The sequence below is a fragment of the Clostridium amazonense genome, assembly GCF_056431285.1.
In genome coordinates, this window is the sequence record NZ_JBWKMH010000033.1 from 347,754 (window position 1) to 369,535 (window position 21,782).

At 26.7% G+C, this 21,782-nt stretch carries 18 protein-coding genes; 3 read left to right on the forward strand and 15 right to left on the reverse strand.

Annotation, left to right across the window (positions count from 1 at the left end):
* Positions 1-26: 26 nt before the first annotated feature.
* Together AC07E4_RS16365 and rsmH are read right to left on the reverse strand one after the other, a co-directional pair.
* Positions 27-527: an FtsB family cell division protein gene (locus tag AC07E4_RS16365; RefSeq protein ID WP_051540422.1), complete on the reverse strand. Its 501-nt coding sequence runs from the start codon at positions 525-527 to the stop codon at positions 27-29.
* Between the two features lie 27 nt (positions 528-554).
* On the reverse strand, positions 555-1,478 hold the full coding sequence (gene rsmH, locus AC07E4_RS16370) for a 16S rRNA (cytosine(1402)-N(4))-methyltransferase RsmH (protein ID WP_040329412.1): 924 nt from the start codon (positions 1,476-1,478) through the stop codon (positions 555-557).
* 828 nt (positions 1,479-2,306) lie between these two features.
* On the opposite strand from rsmH, the gene ychF reads away from it, so the two are divergent.
* On the forward strand, positions 2,307-3,404 hold the full coding sequence (ychF, locus tag AC07E4_RS16375; protein WP_478216993.1) for a redox-regulated ATPase YchF: 1,098 nt from the start codon (positions 2,307-2,309) through the stop codon (positions 3,402-3,404).
* Positions 3,405-3,472: 68 nt separating this feature from the next.
* On the opposite strand, the gene AC07E4_RS16380 is transcribed toward ychF, so the two are convergent.
* Both AC07E4_RS16380 and AC07E4_RS16385 read right to left on the reverse strand, forming a co-directional pair.
* Positions 3,473-3,646 carry a hypothetical protein gene (locus AC07E4_RS16380; protein ID WP_158644498.1) on the reverse strand — a complete coding sequence of 58 codons (174 nt, stop codon included), beginning with the start codon at positions 3,644-3,646 and terminating at the stop codon, positions 3,473-3,475.
* Entirely contained in the window at positions 3,636-5,927 is a 2,292-nt protein-coding gene (locus AC07E4_RS16385; protein ID WP_478216994.1) for an AAA family ATPase, read from the reverse strand. The genes AC07E4_RS16380 and AC07E4_RS16385 overlap by 11 nt, the downstream gene beginning before the upstream one ends.
* Before the next feature lie 661 nt (positions 5,928-6,588).
* Between AC07E4_RS16385 and AC07E4_RS16390 the strand changes: the two genes are divergently transcribed.
* Complete coding sequence (locus AC07E4_RS16390) at positions 6,589-7,017, forward strand: hypothetical protein (protein ID WP_478216995.1); 429 nt, start codon at positions 6,589-6,591, stop codon at positions 7,015-7,017.
* Between the two features lie 41 nt (positions 7,018-7,058).
* Here AC07E4_RS16390 and AC07E4_RS16395 read toward each other — a convergent pair whose 3' ends face one another.
* Positions 7,059-9,605 (reverse strand): cation-translocating P-type ATPase, encoded by a 2,547-nt coding sequence (locus AC07E4_RS16395; RefSeq protein ID WP_430829727.1) that lies wholly within the window; start codon positions 9,603-9,605, stop codon positions 7,059-7,061.
* A gap of 737 nt (positions 9,606-10,342) precedes the next feature.
* Between AC07E4_RS16395 and AC07E4_RS16400 the strand changes: the two genes are divergently transcribed.
* Positions 10,343-11,977, forward strand: a complete 1,635-nt coding sequence (locus AC07E4_RS16400) for a putative manganese-dependent inorganic diphosphatase (RefSeq protein ID WP_040329420.1) — start codon at positions 10,343-10,345, stop codon at positions 11,975-11,977.
* A gap of 49 nt (positions 11,978-12,026) precedes the next feature.
* Here the strand turns inward: AC07E4_RS16400 and AC07E4_RS16405 are convergent, their stop codons facing one another.
* From AC07E4_RS16405 to AC07E4_RS16450, 10 genes are all read right to left on the reverse strand, one after another.
* Complete coding sequence (locus tag AC07E4_RS16405; RefSeq protein WP_430829726.1) at positions 12,027-12,812, reverse strand: flagellar hook-basal body complex protein; 786 nt, start codon at positions 12,810-12,812, stop codon at positions 12,027-12,029.
* 13 nt (positions 12,813-12,825) lie between these two features.
* A complete protein-coding gene (locus tag AC07E4_RS16410) occupies positions 12,826-13,599 on the reverse strand; it encodes a flagellar hook-basal body complex protein (RefSeq protein WP_040329423.1) in 774 nt (257 codons plus the stop codon).
* On the reverse strand, positions 13,596-13,721 hold the full coding sequence (locus AC07E4_RS16415; RefSeq protein ID WP_278245519.1) for a hypothetical protein: 126 nt from the start codon (positions 13,719-13,721) through the stop codon (positions 13,596-13,598). The genes AC07E4_RS16410 and AC07E4_RS16415 overlap by 4 nt, the downstream gene beginning before the upstream one ends.
* Before the next feature lie 77 nt (positions 13,722-13,798).
* The gene (locus AC07E4_RS16420) at positions 13,799-14,302 is read right to left on the reverse strand and encodes a hypothetical protein (RefSeq protein ID WP_051540423.1); all 504 of its coding nucleotides are present in this window, start codon (positions 14,300-14,302) and stop codon (positions 13,799-13,801) included.
* An 11-nt stretch (positions 14,303-14,313) separates the two neighbouring features.
* Entirely contained in the window at positions 14,314-15,039 is a 726-nt protein-coding gene (locus tag AC07E4_RS16425) for a FliA/WhiG family RNA polymerase sigma factor (RefSeq protein WP_040329425.1), read from the reverse strand.
* On the reverse strand, positions 15,036-15,695 hold the full coding sequence (locus AC07E4_RS16430; protein ID WP_040329427.1) for a flagellar brake protein: 660 nt from the start codon (positions 15,693-15,695) through the stop codon (positions 15,036-15,038). The genes AC07E4_RS16425 and AC07E4_RS16430 overlap by 4 nt, the downstream gene beginning before the upstream one ends.
* An 11-nt stretch (positions 15,696-15,706) precedes the next feature.
* Entirely contained in the window at positions 15,707-16,576 is an 870-nt protein-coding gene (locus AC07E4_RS16435; protein WP_040329429.1) for a MinD/ParA family protein, read from the reverse strand.
* Complete coding sequence (flhF, locus tag AC07E4_RS16440; protein ID WP_040329431.1) at positions 16,570-17,748, reverse strand: flagellar biosynthesis GTPase FlhF; 1,179 nt, start codon at positions 17,746-17,748, stop codon at positions 16,570-16,572. The genes AC07E4_RS16435 and flhF overlap by 7 nt, the downstream gene beginning before the upstream one ends.
* On the reverse strand, positions 17,745-19,811 hold the full coding sequence (flhA, locus tag AC07E4_RS16445) for a flagellar biosynthesis protein FlhA (RefSeq protein ID WP_040329432.1): 2,067 nt from the start codon (positions 19,809-19,811) through the stop codon (positions 17,745-17,747). The genes flhF and flhA overlap by 4 nt, the downstream gene beginning before the upstream one ends.
* Positions 19,812-19,934: 123 nt before the next feature.
* A complete protein-coding gene (locus tag AC07E4_RS16450) occupies positions 19,935-21,776 on the reverse strand; it encodes a fused FliR family export protein/FlhB family type III secretion system protein (protein ID WP_074432717.1) in 1,842 nt (613 codons plus the stop codon).
* Positions 21,777-21,782: the final 6 nt, after the last annotated feature.

Below are 21,782 nucleotides of genomic sequence, written 5' to 3' on the forward strand. Positions count from 1 at the left end.
GCCTCATCTTCTTTTACTATAGATTTTTAAAATAATATTTTCTTTATTTTCGATATAATACTATTAGAGTTTGATTTGTTAGTATCACTTTTAGAACTTGGTTTTTCAGCATTATTATCTATGACATTAGTTAAACCAACATACATAGCTTTTTGCGCATCAGGTTTTACCATTTTTAATTTATTTATAGCTATATCTTCTATATAACTTAAATTATTTAATTTTAATAATTGAACTTTCATAGATTCATTTTCTGCTTTTACATTATGAATCTCAGTTTTAATATTATTAATTTTTATTTGATTGTTATAAATAATAGAATATCGAAATAAAACTGCAGTTATAACTACAAAACCTATTGCCATATTTCTAATGAAGCACAATTTGTTTTTTACAATTCTTTGCTTGTCTACTTTTCCCCTATTATTTTTGTCAGGGTTTTGGTGTCTAACTTTTTTTTCTACTGCTACATTGGATTTTAATGCATTACTTCCAGATATAGTGTTATTGTTTTTTTCTACTACCATTTTACTCCCCCTATAGTATTTTTAGAACTAAATTTTCTCTGCAATTCTTAATTTTGAACTTTTACTTCTTGAATTATTTTCTCTTTCTTCATCACATGGTTCTATAGGCTTTCTTGTTATTAATTTTATTTTTGGTTTTTTATTACATACACACATTGGTAATTCTTTAGGACATTCACAAGGATCGTTTAATTCTCTAAACTTATTTTTTACAATTCTATCTTCCAAAGAGTGGAATGTTATTATTGCTATTCTTCCATTCTTGTTTAACATTTCTACAGAATCTTCTATTGCTTTATTTAATATCATAAGTTCTTTATTAACTTCAATCCTTATTGCTTGAAATGTTCTTTTAGCTGGATGTCCACCGTCTCTTTTATATTTTGAAGGTATAGCTGCTATTACTATATCAGCTAATTGTAAAGTTGTATTTATAGGTCTTCTATTTACTATAAAATTGGCTATTCTTTTAGCAAATTTTTCTTCTCCAAAACTTTTTATAACATCAGCAAGTTCTTCTTCACTATAATCATTTACAACATTGTAAGCTGAAAATTCGCTTTCTCTATTCATTCTCATATCTAAAGGAGCATCTTTCATATAGCTAAATCCTCTTTCTGCATTATCTAACTGATATGATGATACACCTAAATCCATTAATACTCCGTCAACTTTTTCTATATTTAAACTTTCTAATATTTCTTTTATATTGTAAAAATTATTATGAACATAAGTTACATTGTCATAATCCTTTAGCTTTTCATTTGCTGCTTTTAAAGCATCTTCATCTTGATCTATTCCAATAAGCCTTCCTTTACTTGAAAGTTTTTTTAATATTTCACTTGAGTGACCTGCTCCTCCTAATGTACAGTCAACGTATATGCCATCTTCTTTTATGTTTAGTCCATCTATACATTCATTTAATAAAACTGAAACATGTTTAAATTCCATTGTAATATCTCCTTTTAAATTTTTTCTAAAGGTAAGCTTTTCTTATGTTTAAAACTAACTTAATTTACTTAATACTAACTAATTGTAAAAGATATCATTTATTATATCGTCTACTTATAGTATTTTTTTATATTTAAAACACTAGTTTCTTACTCTTTTATGTTTTATAATACATTATCTATATTGTTTTTATTTATTCACTTTTATATACTTTAAAATAAAATTTAAAGTATATATTTGTTATGCAATATTATTTCTTTATTTGCTTTTTAATAATGTTAATATCAATACCTTATTATCACCAATTAATAGTTTTAATATGATAAATAGTAATTTTGAGACAATAATTTTGTTATTTATGTCATTCTCAATTGATAAATAACAATTAATATATTCATCGAAAAGAAAAGAAAAAAATTTAACTCTATTAAATATTTATATCATAATTTATTCTATGAGTACATATAAATTCCTTTAAAATCTTCAAAGTTTTAAAATTTATTTTTTGCCATATACTTGTTTTTTTCGCATATGAGATTAAAAAAAATGTAAAAATATCCATTTTAATTGTATTTTATATTTTCCATATTTTTATTGTATTTTCTTTACAATATTTTTTTAAATTTATATTGTTTACCTTTTGTTGAAATAAATTTTGTTCTAGAGTATAATTTTAAAAGAGTTTAAATGTAGAAAAATAATATACTTTGTGTTAAACAAATTAATACTTAATCAATTTTAAGTATTAATTTGTTATTGTAATAAGTTTTAAACAATATATATTATTTATTATTAAATGTGTAGTTAAAGAAAGGATAGATTTTACATATGAAATTAGGAATAGTAGGATTACCAAACGTAGGAAAAAGTACTCTTTTCAATGCTATAACTAAAGCTGGAGCAGAGTCTGCTAATTATCCATTTTGTACAATTGAACCAAATGTAGGTGTAGTTAGCGTTCCCGATAAAAGATTAGATGTACTTGAAAAAATGTACAACACTAAAAGAAAAGTTTATACTGCAATTGAATTTTATGATATAGCTGGACTTGTTAGAGGCGCTAGTAAAGGTGAAGGACTTGGAAATAAATTTTTATCTCATATAAGAGAAGTTGCATCTATAGTTCATGTTGTTAGATGTTTTGAAGATGAAAATATAGTTCACGTAGATGGTTCTGTTGATCCAATAAGAGATATTGAAACAATAAACCTTGAATTAATATTTTCAGATTTAGAAGTATTAGATAGAAGAATGGAAAAATCATTAAAATTAGTTCGTTCTGGAGATAAAAATGCTAAATTAGAGTATGAATTAATGGAAAGAATAAAAAAACATCTTGAAGAAAATAAACCAGTTAGAACACTTGAGGTTTCTGAAGATGAAAGCGAATTTGTAAAAAGTTTATTCCTTATAACATCTAAACCAGTGTTATATGCATGTAACATAAGTGAAGATGATTTAATGAGCGGTAACTTAGAAAATGATTTAGTAAAAAAGGTAAAAGCATATGCTGAAGCTGAACATTCTGAAGCTATGGTTATATGTGCAAGACTTGAAGAAGAACTTTCAACTCTTGAAGATGATGAAAAGCTTTCTATGCTTGCAGAGTATGGTCTTGAAGAGTCAGGACTTGATAAACTTATAAGAGCTAGTTATAAATTATTAGGACTTATGAGTTATTTAACTGCTGGTGTTCAAGAAGTTAGAGCTTGGACTATAAAAAACGGAACAAAAGCACCTGCTGCTGCTGGTAAAATCCATAGTGATATAGAAAGAGGATTTATAAGAGCAGAAGTTGTATCTTATGATAAACTTGTAGAATGTGGTTCTGAACCTGCTGCTAAAGAAAAAGGATTCTTTAGACTTGAAGGTAAAGATTATATAATGCAAGATGGAGATGTTGTTAACTTTAGATTTAACGTTTAATCTTTATAAGAAAAATATAATATAAAACTAAAAAAGAAATAGAAAGGTATTAATACCTTTCCATTTCTTTATTTATCTAGAAATTTTTTAAACTTTTTTAACTTATACAAATTAATTTTATATTTTTTATCATGTTTTAAATCTTTTATCGTAACTGTTGGCTTTTTTCCCATTTTAGCTTTCACTTTCATATTGTTAACTCTAACAGTTATATCCATATTATTAGAGTGATTATTTTTCATTGTATTTTAAAAACTCCTTTTGCATAGATTCCTTAACTTTATCTATATTTATGGAGCTCTTATCCATAAGAACCTTTATAGCATCATCTATAGATTCCATAGTGTAAATATTAAAATCTCCATTTTGTATAGCTTCTTCAACTTCTTTAGAGAGCACTAAATCATTTTTATTTGAGAAAGGTATTAATACTCCTTTATTTTTTATGGAATCTACATTTTTACATACTTTAAAAAATCCTTCAATTTTTTCATTAACTCCACCTATAGGTTGTATTTCTCCAAATTGATTAATTGATCCTGTTACAGCTATATTTTGTTTAACTGGAATTTTAGTTATAGATGATAACATGCAAAGCACTTCACCAACTGATGCACTATCACCATCAACAATTCCATATATTTGTTCAAAATTCAAGTGAAAATCAACTGGTATCTTTTTATAACCACCAACTAAATTGTTTATATAACCATTTAAAATACTTATTGCTTTATCATGAATTTTCCCACTTAGATTTCCTTCTCTTTGAGCATGAATTATTGTGCCATTTCCCTTATAACAATTACATGTTATTCTAATAGGTCTTCCAAAACTTATATATCCTATATCTATAACTGACAACCCATTTACTTGACCAACTTCACTACTATCAACTTTAATTAAATTTCGCTTCTCTTTGTAACTATTCATAACTTCTTTTTCCATTATTTCTTCATTGTATGCTATTTTTATTATTTCCTCACAATCAATTTTGTCCTTTTTATTTCTTTCTGAATCATTCTTAGCTAACAAAATTAAATCTTTTATTATTTCTGTATCAAAATACATTTTATCTCTACTTTCACATTTTCTACATAAATACTTTCCTATTTCACTTATAGCCTCTGTAGTAATTTCCCCTACATTATTTTGCTCACAACAATCCATTATTTCCCTTAATAATGCTTCTTTAGACATTTTATCTAACCCTATTAGTGGATTGCATTCAGCTCTAATTTTAAATATCTTTTTAAATTCTTCATCATTATTGTAAAGCACATCATAAAACTCATAATTACCTATCAAAATAACTTTTGTTACAGCTTTAATAGGTTCTGGTTTTAATCCACCTAAAGCTAATAATTCAAGATATCCTTTATTATAATCCAAATCAACCTTTTCACTTAATAATACCTTTTTTAAATAGTAATATGATTGTGGATTACTTAAAAGACTATTAATTCTTATAATAAGACATCCTCCATTAGCTTTTAAAAAACTTCCTGCTTTAATTAAGGATACATCAGATATATATACTCCATTATGATTTTCATACTCTATACTTCCAAGTAAATTATTTAAACTTGGATCTTCCTCAAATATAACTGGTGGAGATTTTTTATCTGAGTTATCTACTATAACATTTATCATATATTTAAATATTATTTCATTTATTTTATCTTCATCTTCATCATAATCTATATTATAATTTTCCAATAATTCTTCTAACATTTTCTCTATAATATATATTAAATAATTTTGTGCTTCCACATCTTGATCTAATATTTTTATACATTCTTCTTCTTCTATTTTCATTATTCCATATAAATATTCTTCCATAATCTCTTTTACTTTTTCTAATTCATGAGATTCAATATCTTTTAAATCTTCTAGTATTTCTTTAGTTTTTATTTTAAGTTCATTTACTTTTGTTATCATATCTTCTTTTTCTTGCTCATCTAGTTTGTCATATTCATCTTCTGTCATTTCTTTTTCTTCGCTTAAAGGAATAAATGTAAACCCCTCTTCACTTGTTCTTATATCAAATCCACTGTTTTTTGATATACTTATAAGTTCACATAACATATCACTTCTTTTTTTCTGAATTTTACCCACTAATTGTTCTTTTTCTTTACTTATTGAACTTGTATAAAATTCAAATGTTTTATCTGCAATTGTATTTTGTATATGCTCTAATAATTCTTTAAAAACTTTTCCTTTTCCATTAGCTACAAGTAGAGGTATAGGTTTTTTTATATCATCCTTTATAACATAACATATATCTTTAGGTGCTTCTTCGCTTTTTAATATTTCATTTACGTATTTCATTATACTTTCAACATTACTTTTTGAATAATCATCTATTAAATATACATTATACCCTTGATTCTTTATCTCTATTGCAGTTTTTATCTTATTATATGCTATATCATATTGTGGTAGCATATCAATGCTATCCTTTAACTTAACTTTTTCCATATCAAATTTAAAAACCACTTCTTTTGGAGTCAACTTTCTTCTCATCATAACCTCCCATGAATAAATCGCTTATTATATTACTATTCTTAACAGGAAACTTTTGGAACAAATTTATAAATTTAAAAAATAATTTATTATACTTATAATTTATGTTCTATATTTTATGTATATATTTTATTGTAATTTAATATGCTATATATATATTTTATTTTAATATTTTTTAATATTACAAATACATTTATAGGGTTACAAGTTCAAATTAATATTTTCATCAAATGATACTATTAAGTTTACAGTTTATTCTATTATAATGTTGGGAACCAAATAAAAAGTAAGAGTGAAGAGTGAGAAATTTTTATAAGAATTGATTTTTAAAACTGATACTTCAGTTTTATCTTTAATTGTTCATCGTTATTTGTGCAACACTTTAAATTGCTCTTTCTAAATTAGAATAAGACTAATTTCATTTTTCAACTTGTATTCTTATCTAAGCTTTAATTGCATTCATATTTATCTATAGTATTTAAGCTTAATCTATTGTATACTTATATGTTGTATAGAATTTTTAATTTAAACTTGTGAATTACTTAAAGTTTCGATATAATATTTTTATCATTGTTATTTTAGTGAGTTAAATTTTTATTATAAAAATTTAATCACTTTTATTATGAATTTATAGATTTTTACTGAAAAGGAGTTATTTTTTATGGGATTTAAAGATAAGTTATCTCAAAGTTATACTAATGCTTACTTAAATAGATATGGTGACAGACTTACTCAAATTCAAGGAAGAGTATTATCTGTAAAAGTTGAGGAAAAAAGCTTTTTAGGTATTATAAGAACTTTAACAGCTTTAATTGTTGTTAAACCAGTATCATCTTCTGGTGTTAGTACTTGTTACTACAAGAAAAAGAAATGGTTTAAAAAGCCTACTTTTATGAACCTTTCACAAGGACATTCTGTAATAGTTCAAGGTTTAAAACCTGATAAAAAGAAGAAGAAAAGGAAGAAATATCAAGAATATTTATCTGTTGTCAACATTGTTAATATGACAAATAGGTCTGAATTAGTTCCATCAAATGGTGAAATACCAAAGAAACTTCAAAAGACTAAAGTTGATAGAAGATATAAATAAAGTAGGAGATTTTTATTTTAAAATCTCCTACTTTATTTTTATTATCTTCTTTTTTTATGTCCTATATAAATGTATAAGCTATTAACCATAGCAATTGTTCCTGAGAAAAAAGCTATAATAAGCCATTGTCCTAAGTTTAATGCAACAGTGTGGAATATATTTTGAAATACTGGTATGTAAATAATACATACTAATGATAAAAAGGAAACTAAAACAGCCCCTAGTAAATACATATTAGTAAAAGGATTTATTTCAAATAATGAATATCTTTCTGATCTACATTCAAATACATGCACAAGTTGAGACATTATAAGTGTACCTAGTGCAATCGTTCTACATACTTCTAAATCCATTCTATAATACTTTCCTGCAATAAAAGCCATTACTGTGCATATTCCAATTAAAGTACCTCTTAATAGTATTTTTTCCTTTAATCCTCCTGCAAATATGCTTTCATCTCTCTTTCTAGGTTTTTGCATCATTATATCACTATCTCCTGGATCAACACCTAACGCTATAGCTGGAAGTCCATCTGTAACTAAATTTACAAATAATATTTGTATTGGTAATAATGGAGATTCTAAATAAAATAATGATGATAAAAACATTGTTAAAACTTCACCTAAGTTACATGATAATAAATATCTTATAAATTTTCTTATATTATCATAAATCTTTCTACCTTCTTCTACAGCTGCAACTATAGTAGAATAATTATCATCTAATAAAATCATAGCTGCTGCTTCTTTTGTAACATCTGTTCCTGATATTCCCATTGCAATTCCTATATCAGCCTCTTTTACTGCTGGTGCATCATTTACACCATCACCACTCATTGCAACTATATGACCCTTTTTCTTAAACATTTTTACTATTCTAAGTTTGTGTTTAGGACTTACTCTTGCAAATACTCTATATCTATCTATATTTGCTTTTAAATCATTATCTGAAAGCTTGTCTAGTTCTTCGCCTGTAATAACTTCATTTAAATCCCCACATATTTCTAAGTCTTTACCTATTGCATATGCAGTATTTTTATGGTCACCTGTAATCATTATTGGCTTTATTCCCGCTAACTTACATTCTATTACAGAATCTCTAGCTTCCTTTCTTGGAGGATCTATAATTCCAGCTATACCTACAAGTACTAATCCACTTTCCAATGAGTTATCATTTTTTACTATATTTTCAGTTTTATATGCACCAGCAATACATCTTAATGCATCATATGACATTTGATCTATAGCTTTTTCTACTGTTCTTTTATGATTAATAGTTAATGGTTCTACTTTTCCCCTTACTAATATATGTGTGCATTTTTTCATTACCATTTCTGGTGCACCTTTAACATAACAAGTTTCTTTTCCGTTTTCTTCAACTACAACTGACATCATTTTTCTTGTAGAATTAAATGGTATTTCATAAGTTCTCTTAGCTTTAGATATAAACCTTTGTAAAGTTTTTGGTTCATTGAAAAATGCTTTTATTAGTGCTGTTTCTGTTGGATCACCAATTAAACATTTTTCTAAGTTTATATCTTTAAAATTGTAATCACAATCATTACAATAAACAAAGGTTTTTATAATTAAATCATTTATATCATTAAATTCATCTCTTATTTTTTCATTAAAATATACTTTTTTTACTATCATTTTATTTTCTGTAAGAGTTCCTGTTTTATCTGTGCATATTACTGAAGTACATCCCAACGTTTCAACTGCCGGTAATTTTCTTACAAGTGCTTTTCTTTGAAGCATTCTTGATACACCTAAAGCTAATGCTACTGTAACTATAGCAGCAAGTCCTTCTGGTATTGCAGCTACAGCTAATGTAACTCCACACAAAAACATTGTATATGGGTCTTGTCCTCTTACAATTCCTAGTATAGTAACTATTGCACATATAACAATACAAACTGCAACTAATATTTTACCTAATGAGTCTAATTTTTCACTTAGCACTGATTTTTCTGTCTCTATGCTATTTAGCATATGTGCTATTTTTCCCATTTCAGTATCCATACCAGTGCAAATTACTTTTGCCACACCTTTTCCAGTTAATACTGTAGTTCCCATAAAAATATTATTTGCACTTTTTTCTTTTGAATTTTTATAGACACCTACTGATTCACCTGTTAATAATGACTCATCTACCATAAAAGAGTTATCTTCAATAAGACAAGCATCAGCTTGTACCTTATCTCCGCTTTCTAATACAATTAAATCTCCTGGTACTAAATACATTGAGTTTACAACCTCAATAGCCCCATTTCTTATTACCTTAGCTGTTGGAGATGCCATTTCTTTTAATGCTTCTAATGACTTTTCTGTTTTGTATTCTTGTACAAAACCTAATATAGCATTCATAAATACTATTATAAGTATGGTTATTGCATCTGCCAAATCTCCCATAAAACCTGATATTATTGTTGCGCCTATTAACACCCAAATTATAAAATCATTAAATTGACTTAAGAATATTTTTATGGCAGAAACTTTTTGCTTATTCTCTAAAACATTTAATCCAAATTGTTTTATTTTTTTCTCTACTTCTTCATTTGTAAGTCCTCTTAATTCTTTATCATACAATCATATCCCTCCTTTTATTCTTGCATAATACAAATATAGGGTTTCAAGTTCAAATTCAAAATAATAGCTTTATCAAATAATACTGCCATCCTTACAGTTTATTCCATTATCATATTGAAAACCAAGTAAAAAGTAAGAGTGAAAAGTGAATAGCGATGGTTAATATTATTCATTTCATTCCTAATATTTAAAATATAAATACATAAAAACTAAGTTTTTATGTTGTTTTCAAATAATTTGCTCTGCAAATTTAATAAAAATCATTCTTTTAAATTTTGAATCCAATTTTCACCTTAACTTTCTACTATCAATTGTCAATTTTAAAATATAGATTAAAACTTAGAGTCAAAATTCTCAACTAAAACGTTAATTTTTGAAGTTGAGTTCCTATAAATTTGTATTATACTCTTGTATAAAAAGTTTTAAGAAATGTTTATAATTTCTTACTTTAAAATATATGTATTTAATCCCAATTATATGAAATAAGCTCTAAATTTTAATGGTAATAAATATTTTTACTTTACATTAATAAATTATCGTTTTAAAATACATATATACTGTTTTATAGGTATCTATAAAAATAACTTGTTATATTTAATTTATTTTTTGTCATACTAGAACTAATATATGAATTTTAAATCTATATATTACTTCCAGTAATTAAAATAATTTTATTATTTCATGTTATTTTATTTTTGATGCCTTGACAAAGATTATTTTTTAAGGAGGATATAAATTTGAAAAATACAATTTATATAACAGGACACAAAAACCCTGATTCAGATTCTATATGTTCTGCACTTGCCTATGCAGAATTTAAAAATAAAACGCAAAAAACTCCTGCAAAGGCGATAAGATTAGGCGAAGTTAACAACGAAACTCAATTTATCCTTAATTATTTTGGAGTGGAAGCACCAGATTTTATTAAAACAGTAAAAACTCAAGTTGCTGATTTAGATATAGATACAGTTGCACCTATATCACCTGATATTTCATTAAAAATGGCATGGACTATAATGAAAAAGAATAATACTAAAACTCTACCTGTAGTAGATGAAAATGAAAGATTAATTGGTATTACATCTGTTTCAAACTTAGCATCTAGCTATTTAGATATATGGGATAATTACATACTTGCCAAAAGCGGAACTTCTATTGATAACATATTAGATACTTTATCTGCAAAAGTTGAATATTTACATGAAGAAAATAAAACTTTTGAAGGTAAAATAGCTGTTGCAAACATGTCACCAAATGATGAAAAGACTATAATTGAAAAAAATGATATAGTTATTTGTGGTGATAGAGAAGATATCCAAAACTTTGTAGTAAACAAAGAAGTTTCTTTAATGATTATAACTGGAAATAGAGAACCTCTTCCTGGAATACTAGATAAAGCTAAAGAAGTTGGTTGTACTGTTATAGTTACTCCATATGATACATTTACAACTTCAAGACTTATAACTCAAAGCATACCTGTAAGTTACGTTATGAGTAAAAATAACTTAATTTCTTTTGAAGTTACAGATTTTGTTGATGAAATAAAAGATATAATGCTTGAAACTAGATACAGAAGCTATCCTGTAATTAATGAAGAAGGTAAAGTTATTGGAACTATTTCTCGTTATCATTTAATTAATCAAACTAAGAAAAAAGTTATATTAATGGATCATAATGAGACTGCACAATCTGTAGATGGATTAAGCGATGCTGAAGTTATGGAGATAATAGATCACCATAGAATAGCAGATGTTCAAACTGGACTACCTATATACTTTAGAAATGAGCCAGTTGGAAGTACTTCAACAATCGTTGCTTCTATTTACTTTGAAAATGGCATTAGACCTAGCAAGCAAATTGCAGGAATCTTATGTGGTGCAATAATTTCAGATACACTTTTATTAAAATCACCAACTGCAACTTTAGTTGATGAGATAATTCTTAAGAGACTTGCTCAAATTGCTGATATAGATATTGAGGCATTTGCAAATGAAATGTTTAAAGCAGCTACTTCTCTTGAAGGTAAATCTGCTGAAGATATTTTAGGTCAAGATTATAAAACATTCACTATTGGTGAAAAGAAAATAGGTGTAGCACAAGTTACAACAACTTATATAGATGGTTTTAAAGATATAAAATCTGATATTTTAAGCTTAATGGATACTATGGCCTCTGAAAAAAATCTTGAAATGATAACTATAATGATTACAGATATCTTTAACGGTGGATCATTATTCTTAGTATCTGGAAATAAAGATTTATTTACAGCAGCATTTAAAACTACACTTGAAAATAATGAAGTATATTTGGATGGTGTTGTTTCTAGAAAGAAACAAGTTATACCACCAATTACAGAAGCTATAGATATGTAAATATAAATACAAAAAAGGAGCTAGATAAGCTCCTTTTTTGTAATATATATTATCTTATATTATTAATCATTCCCCACATTTCATCTGCAGTCTTCATTCCTGTAGATCCTAATTGGAAAGCTCTTTGTGTTAATATCATCTCACTCATTTCTTCTGCCATATCAACATTTGAGTTTTCTAAATATCCTTGTAGTATGTTTCTGTCCGTTGTTTCATATATTGTTGTACCCTCTAATGGTACAAATAAACTTTCGCCTACTGACATAAATGAACTATCACCTACAGCTTTATATGTTTTAATTGATCCTAATTCTACAATATCACCATTAATTTTTTGAGTAATACTACCATCTTTATTTATTGTAAACTCTCCATTTTTTAAATTAATTGGTCCACCTGGCTTATTTATTTCTTGTCCTGCAGCATTAACTATGCTTATTCTATTACCATTTGCATCTACTAAGTTTCCACTTGCATCTACATTAAAGCTTCCTGCTCTTGTATATGCCTCTTTACCATCAGCCATATAAACCTTAAAAAAGCCTTCTCCATCTATAGCTAAATTAGATGATTTTCCTGTTTCTCTCAAACTTCCTTGATTAACTTGTCTTATAACTTTTCCAGCTTTTACACCAGTTCCATAAGTTAAGTTATTTCCACCTTCAGTAATTGGATAGCCTTTTCTATTTAAACTATCTTGATATAAATCTTCAAATTGAACATTTAATCTTTTATATCCAGTTGTATTAACATTTCCAATATTATTTGATATAATATCTAATTTTTTTTGTTGTGCTGCCATAGTACTTCTATTAGTATATAACGCTGTATACATTCACTTCACCACCCTATTTTCTTGCTATTTCATTAACTGCTTTTCCTAAAGATTCATCTAAAGTTTTTAATACCTTTATTGTACTTTCAAATCCTCTCATTGTGGTCATCATGTCCGCCATCTCATCTACTGTATTTACATTTGATTGTTCTAACCCATTTTGAATAACAAACGCATTAGATCTAGTTGGAGCTTCATTAGTCTTGTATAAGTTATGTCCACTTTTTTCTAAATTATCATAGTTTTGAAAATCAGCTATTTCAAATTGATAATTTAGATTACCATTAATTTGAATGTTACCTAATTTATCAGCTGTTATTTCGCCATTTCCAATTCTTATTTGTTCTACAGCTCCAGTTCTAGAATTTCTACCAAGTACATAATCTCCACCTTGAGTTATTAAATATCCTTCATTATCTACTGAAAAATGTCCATCTCTAGTATATGCAATTTGGTTATTATCTCTTTGACGTACTGTAAAAAAACCGCTTCCATTTAATGCAAAATCCTTTGAACTATTCGTATCTTTAATAAATCCTTGTTCAAAATTAGTGAATTTGCCATTTATTTCAGCTCCATTTGATAAAGTTCCTATATCTGTTTTATAATTTTTATTATTAAATCTTTTATCTTTATTAGAAATCATAACTTCATCAAAACTTTTTATAGATAATTTTTCTGATTTATATCCTGTTGTATTTACATTGGCCATATTATTCATAATAACATTTTGTTTTGCTTCACTAGTTATAAGTCCCGATGCTGCTGTATATAATGATCTTATCATTTTTTCACCTCGTTATCTTCAATTTTAACCTTCATTTGATCTTTGTATTCCATTCCCATTTTACGAGCTCTTATCTCGATTTGAGCATCACTTAAATTATAAGTTAGCTTTGATATGCCCATTAAAAGTGAACCTATAAGTATACCTATACCTATACCTAATATAATTTTTTTATCTTTTAGGGAGTTTTTTATTAAATCTATTTTATATATAATTCTTTTATTAATAATACTTCCCCCTTTCCCATTTCCAACTTTTCAGCTATTTCCTCAACTGATATATTTTTCTTACAAAGTTCTCTTATTTGTTCAATTTTTACACTATTTTTTTCAAATTCTTCATTATATGTATGATAGATTTTTTCCATATTATTATTATCTAATTCATAATTTCTATCATTTTTGTTTATATTATGTATAGATATTTCATTTATAACATCTTGTTCTTTTAAATTATTATCGTTATAAATCACGTTTCCTTTACTTTTAAAATTCGATATTTCTTCTTTTAATTCCTCTATTTCAAGTTGAAGGTCTAAAATTGTTTCACTAAATTCTCTTCTAAGCTTCCCTATTCTTACATCAACCTCATCTATTTTTTTCTCTTCATAACTCAATATTTGTGAAAATCCACTTTCTTTTTTCATAGATTTTAAACTAAACACTATAATAGTTATCCCTATTATGAGTAATACAATTAACACAGTTAACACCTCTAATTGATATCATACTTCATTTTTTTAAGCATTTTTCTTAAATTAATTATAGCTTTACTATGAAGTTGACAAACTCTTGATTCAGAAACCTCTAAAATCTTTCCTATCTCTTTTAAAGTAAGTTTTTCATAATAGTATAATGTAATTATTAATCTATCTTTTTCTCTCAAAAGGTCTATTGCATTAGACAGATATTCTAACAATTCTTTCTTTTCTAGTGATTTTTCTGGTCCAATAACTTTCTTATCTTCAATTTTTCCGATAAGTGCTATATCATCATCATCACTAAACATTAAACTTTCTAAAGATACCACCGAAATATAATTTATATAGTTCTCTATTTTACTAAGCTCTGATACTGTTATTTCCATTTCTTTTGCTATTTCACTTTGAAGTGGCTCTCTTAATAATTTATTTTGAAGTGTTTCTACTGCTTCATTATATTTATTAAGTTTATCCATAGCCCCTTTAGAAATGGGGCTATTTTTTCTTAGTTCATCTATCATAGATCCTTTTATTCTTATTGCTGCATAAGTAGAAAACTTCATTCCTTTGCTTTCATCAAATTTATTAAAAGCATCCATAAGTCCTATCATGCCATAACTTACTAAATCTTCATATTCTACATATTTAGTTTTACCCATAATTATTCTAGATGCAATATATTTTACAAGTGGTATATATTGCTCTACTATATGTGCATTTTCATTTTTTAGAGTATTCAAAGAGCTTCACCTCCAGAAGTTTTAAGCATTCGTCTCATTTCCATAAAAATATATCTTATTACTTTCTCTCTTTCAGTTTCTTCAATTTCAAGAAAGTCTATTCCACATAGATATTTTCCATTTCCATCTTCTTCTATTCTAACTACTTTACCTAAAATTATAATTTCTTCATTTAAATTTAAATTAATTATCATATAGTCATCTAAATCTGGTTTTTCCGACATTCTCATCCTTATTCCGCCACCACTTAAATCAACTGTATAGCCAACTTTAAAATCTAGAATATCATAACTCATAAGTTCTTTTTTAGGATATGTCTTTAAAAGATAATAATTTATAATTCCTGTATAGCTTATTCTTACATATTTTCTTCTTTGAATTTTCTTTATATCATAAGGTTCACCTAAAACTATAAGTGGAACTTTATCATACTTGCGACCTTCAACATCAAATTTGAATTTATAAACTCCACCTTTTTTATCATTATAAATTGCCTCATACTTTTCACCTTGTCTCATTGCAACATAAGTGCTATTTATTGTAGGTATTAAAATCGCAATGTTTTCATCTTCTACATCTTGAATTATAGTTTTGGCATATCCATCTTCCGTAATTATTTCTAACTTTGTATTTGGATGAAATTTTATATTACTCATTATATATCCCCCTACGAAAAAATATTAAAAATTCTTTTAAATAACTTTTGTATATTTCCATTGTTTTCTTTTATAAGATATCCTTCTATTTTTTTTGCAATATCTTCTATATCTTTTGTAGATTCAGCCTTAGGATATTCTATACAAACCGGAACTTGCTTTCTTACAGATTTTATAAGTTTTGTATCTTCCGTGATCATACCTAAAAATTCTAAATCTATATCTAAAAACTTGTTTGCTGCATTTTTTAATTTAGAAAATGTTACCGTACCATCTTGTATCTCTATAACTCTATTAACTATAATTTTAGCTTCTTTCTTTATTTCGAACTTATTTATAGCCTTTATTAAACTATATGCATCTGTAAGTGATGTTGGTTCTGGTGTCGTAACTATTAAAAGTTCATCACTACATGATATAAATGCAAGAATACTTTTATTAATACCCGCTCCTGTATCCATAAGTATATAATCAAATCCTTGTATACTTTCTAACTGATTTAAAAATTTTTGCCTTTGTATGTCTGTTAAATCTTCTACTCTTGAAAGTGCTGATCCACCAGGTAATAATTTAATTCCCATTGGACCATCTATTATTACCTCTTCTATGTTTTTATCATTAAATATGATATCAAACACACTATATCGTGGAAAACAGCCCATTAATACATCATCATTTCCCATTCCTATATCTGCATCAAATATTAAAACTTTTTTCCCCATTTTTTGTAATATAATAGCTAGGTTTACTACTATATTACTTTTTCCAACTCCACCTTTTCCTGAAGTTATAGTTATTACTTTAGTACCGATTTTTTCAAATTTGTTACTCACTGTATTTTCATTTGCTAATTGCCTTAATTTTGATGCTTGGTCTAACATACACTACTCTCTCCCATTATCAAGTTTACAAGATTATCTTTTTTAGGACATTCAATATCTTCTGGAACATTTTGTCCTGTTGTTATAAAACTAATAGGAACTTCTACTTCCTTTAATATATTTACAATAGAACCATAAGTAGATGTTTCATCTAGTTTTGTTATTATAACCTTATTAAAATTTAATACTTTATATGCTTCATTTATTATTTTTACATCTTTATCTTTTATTGTTGAACTTAAAACCAAATTTATATTTTTAGAATTAGCTTTTTCTACATATGCCCTTAATTCTGAGATTTGCATTGTATTTTTACTACTTCTTCCTGTAGTATCAATTAATACAACATCACAATCGTCCATAGAATTTATTGCAATTTCCATATCTTTTAAATTAAAAACAACTTTAAATGGTATATTCATTATCTCAGCATAAGTTTTTAACTGTTCAACTGCACCAATTCTATAAGTATCTATTGTTATTAACCCTACTTTTTTCTTTTCAATTAATGCAAGTCTACCAGCAAGTTTTGCTATAGTGGTTGTCTTTCCTACTCCTGTGGGACCAACAAACACTATATTTTCATTCATTTCTATTGGCTCTATTTTTATTTTTTTAGTTATTAATTCTTTAATCTCTTCTAATCTTTCTTTTTCATCATTAATATCTTTTGTCTTTTCCAGTAGTTCATTTCTTATCTCTTTACATATGTCCTGTTCTTCTAAAAACTCTTCTACTTTATTTACTTCTGCATTAGTGCTGTTAACTAAATTATTAATCATATTTTTCATTTCTTTAACTTCATTAAAAAGTAAATCTTGGTTTTTATTAGATGACATTAAATTAGTTTCTCTACTAATGTTATCCTGTTTTCTTATTGGTTCTTTATTTGACTCACTATTTTTTAACAATGCTTCTATTAAATTTTGTTCTATATTTGTTTCATCTTCCACTAGCTTTTGTTTTGCTACACTATATGTTTTAGGTGCTGATGACTCACTACTAGACTCTATTGCTGCTGTAACTTCAATAAGTTTTTTAGAAAATAAACCTTTAATTCCTTTTTTCTTAATTTTCCTTTGACTAATTATAACTGCATCTTTCCCAAGTTCTTGTTTAACCTTGCTTATTGCTTCATTTGCACTTTCACCTATATATTTTTTTATTATCATTGTACTGAAACAACTCCTTCGGCTTTAATATCTATATCATTAGGTATTTCATTTAAAGATAATACAACAATTTGAGGGAAAACCATTTCTATTAATTTTCTAAAAGCCGGCCTTATCTTAGGTGATACTAATATTACTGGTATATTATTATTAAAATATGTAATATCAAGTAATTCTTTTATAGCTGCAAATATTTTAGTAGTAACATCTGGATTTATAGTTGGGAATGAACCCTGTGGTGATTTTTGTATACTATTTGCAATTAAATTTTCTAAGTTAGGATCTACCGTAACTACAGTTATTACTTTTTCTGATTCTATAAGTTCACTGCATATATTTCTTGACAATGCAAATCTTACATATTCAGTTAATACCTCTATATCTTGTGTATTTCTAGCATTATCAGCTAATGATTCTAATATTGTAACCATATCTTTAATAGATACTTTTTCTTTTAATAAGCTTTGTAATACCTTTTGAACTTCTCCAATAGTCATTAAATCTGGTATAAGTTCTTCTACAACAGTACTGTATTTTTCCTTTACAGAATCTATAATCATTTTTGTCTCTTGTCTTCCTAATAATTCATATGAATGACTCTTTATAGTCTCTGTTAAATGAGTTATCATAACTGTTGTTGGATCTACTACTGTTAATCCTTTAATTTCTGCCTCTTCTCTTTGGTCTTTATTTATCCAAATTGCTGGTATACCAAAAGTTGGTTCAACAGTTCTTATGCCTTCCATTCCTATGCTTCCACCAGACGGATCCATACATAAAAACATATTTGGCATCAATTCTGCTTTTTCTATAACAGTACCTCTAATTTTTATTACATACTCATTGCTATTTAATCTTAAATTATCTCTAATTCTAATGGGTTGTACAACTATTCCCATCTCTATAGCACATTGACGCCTTACTGAAGCTATCCTTTGAACTAAATCTCCTCCTGCTGCATCATCTGCAAGTGGTATTAATCCATAACCTATTTCTATTTCTAAAGGTTCTACTGAAATTAAAGTCATAACATTTTCAGGTTCCCTTTTTTCTGTTTCTATTATCTCTTGTTCTTCTATTTCTATCTCTTGTTTTACTTTTGCTTTTTCATCTTTTAACAGTAAATATGCACTATATCCTGTTAATGCAGCAAGTGCCCAAAATACAAGTGTAGGCATTCCAGGTATAAAAGATAAAACAACTAGAATAATTGCTGCCATAGCTATTACTATAGGAAATGTTGTAAGTTGTCCACCTAATTGTTTACCAAAGTTCTCGTCACTACCTGAACGAGTTACTAATATACCTGACGCTGTAGATATTAGTAATGCTGGTATTTGTGATACAAGACCATCTCCTATTGTAAGAATTGTATACTTACTTGCTGCTTCTCCTATGGAAAGACCATTCATCATTGCACCAATTACTATACCTGCAATAATATTTATTAGTGTTATTATTATACCAGCTATGGCATCTCCTTTTACGAACTTAGATGCACCATCCATAGCTCCATAGAAATCTGCTTCCTTTTGCAAGTTTCCTCTTCTAATTCTTGCGTCTTCTTCTGAAATCATACCTGCATTTAAATCTGCATCTATACTCATTTGTTTACCTGGCATAGCATCTAGTGTAAATCTTGCTGATACTTCTGATACCCTACCAGCACCATTAGTAATAACTACAAACTGTACAATTATGATAATCAAGAACATAATTACTCCAACTACATAATTTCCACCAACAACGAACTCACCAAAGGTTTCTATTATTGCCCCTGCATATCCTTTTCCTAATATAAGTCTTGTTGATGACATATTTAGTGCAAGTCTAAATAATGTTGTTATAAGTAACAATGTTGGAAATACTGACAATTGTAATATACTTGTTGTAAACATTGTTATTAACATAATAATAACTGACACAGTTATATTTATTGCTAAAAGAACATCTAGTATAACTGATGGAAGTGGAATTACCATCATAAGTACAATTCCAATAACTCCAAAAGCTATAATAATATCTATATTCTTTTTAAATTCTATATTTTTAAAAGCTGCCATATCATCATCCTCTACTTTAGTTTATATTAGGCTTAATATTAAAACATAATATTTTTACTTATTCTTTAAACTATTATTCATATTTCTAATTTCATATTAAAAATTCTTCATTTGTAACCTAATTTACTTTTTTAATTTATAAACTACAGCTAAAATCTCTGCTACAGCTTGATACATATTGTATGGAATTTCCATATCAATATCGACTTCTTTATATATAAGTCTTGCTAGTTCCTTATTCTCAATTATTGGAACATCATTTTCTTTTGCTATTTCTTTAATTTTTATAGCTACATTATCTGCTCCTTTTCCAACGACCATTGGAGCTTCACCACTGTTTTCAGTATATTTAAGTGCTATAGCTATATGTGTAGGGTTTGTTATTACCACTGTAGCATCTGGAATATTTTGCATCATTCTACGCATAGACATTTCTCTTTGCTTTTGCTTTCTTTTTCCTTTTACTACTGGATCTCCTTCTTGTTGTTTAAATTCTTCTTTAACCTCTTGTTTTGTCATTCTTAAATCTTTTTTAAATTGATATAATTGATATACATAATCTGCTACCCCAATTATAAATAGTACTAAACTTATCTTCTTAAAGATTTCTATTATTAAATCTCCAAAACTTGAAATTGTTGCTGCTAATCTTAAATTTGCAAAATTTAAGATATTATTATAATTAGATAGTATAAACTTATATCCAACATATCCGATAATACATATTATTACAAGATTTTTTAATAAATCTACAACAGCTTTCATAGAAAACATTCTTTTAAATCCACTTATAGGATTTATTTTTTCAAATTTTGGCTTCAATGGATCTGTTGTAAACATTTTTCCAACTTGTATAACATTAGCAACAATTCCTATCACCATTATTGGTAACGCAACTGGTAAAAATATCATTATCAGTCTTAAAACTACTGTTTTTATTATCATAATAGTGTTATTAGGATCTAAGTTTAACGTAGCATAATTTGAAAAAAACATTATTAAAATTTCTTTCAAATTGTTTAATATATATTCTAATAAGAACATCAAAACAGCTGTTATACCCAAAAGTCCTATGGCTGATGTAAACTCCTTACTTTTAGCTACTTGACCTTTTTTTCTAGCATCACTTTTCTTTTTAGGTGTAGCTTCTTCAGTCTTATCACCGTTTTCATTAGCAAAGAATATAAGTATACATGGCATAATGTTAAATAATCCCCGTATAGCTTCTAACATTTTGTCAAAGTTATCTATGAAAAGATTCATAAATACTGGTATTGCTAAAGATACAGTTAAAAGTCCCAACATTATTTTTATAGGTATACCTAACATCATAATATTAAGTTGTGGCATAACCCTAGCAACTAATCCTAATGTAAAATCAGTAATTATTATTACTAATATAATAGGTAACGCCATTTTAAACCCTATTGCAAAAAACTCTATTATTACATGTATCATATATGTAAATATTTCTGGCTTTATTACAAAGGTGCCCACCTTAACTAAGTTAAAGCTTTCCACTAATGCTGTTATTACTAAATGATGTCCATCAACTAATACAAAGACTATAAGACATAACATATAAAAAAATCTTCCAAGTATTGTTACCGATTCACTTGATAGTGGGTCAAATGCAGCTGACATTGAAAAAGATACATGAAAATCTAAAAATTGTCCTGCCATTTGTGCCATATAAAATACTACTGTTGTTATAAAACCTAATAATAAACCAATTAAAATTTCTTTTCCTATTAATACTGAAAAAGTAAATATGTCATTAATTGCTACTATATTTCTTCCTACTATAGGTACTAATATAAATGTAAGTATCAATGATAATCCAATCTTATATCTTTGTGGTACACCATTTGGGAAAAAAAATGGTACATAAAGCACAAAAGATGTAAGTCTTGCAAATATCAAGATAAATACTAAAAATTCTTGTAAATTTACTGATTCTATCAAAATTAT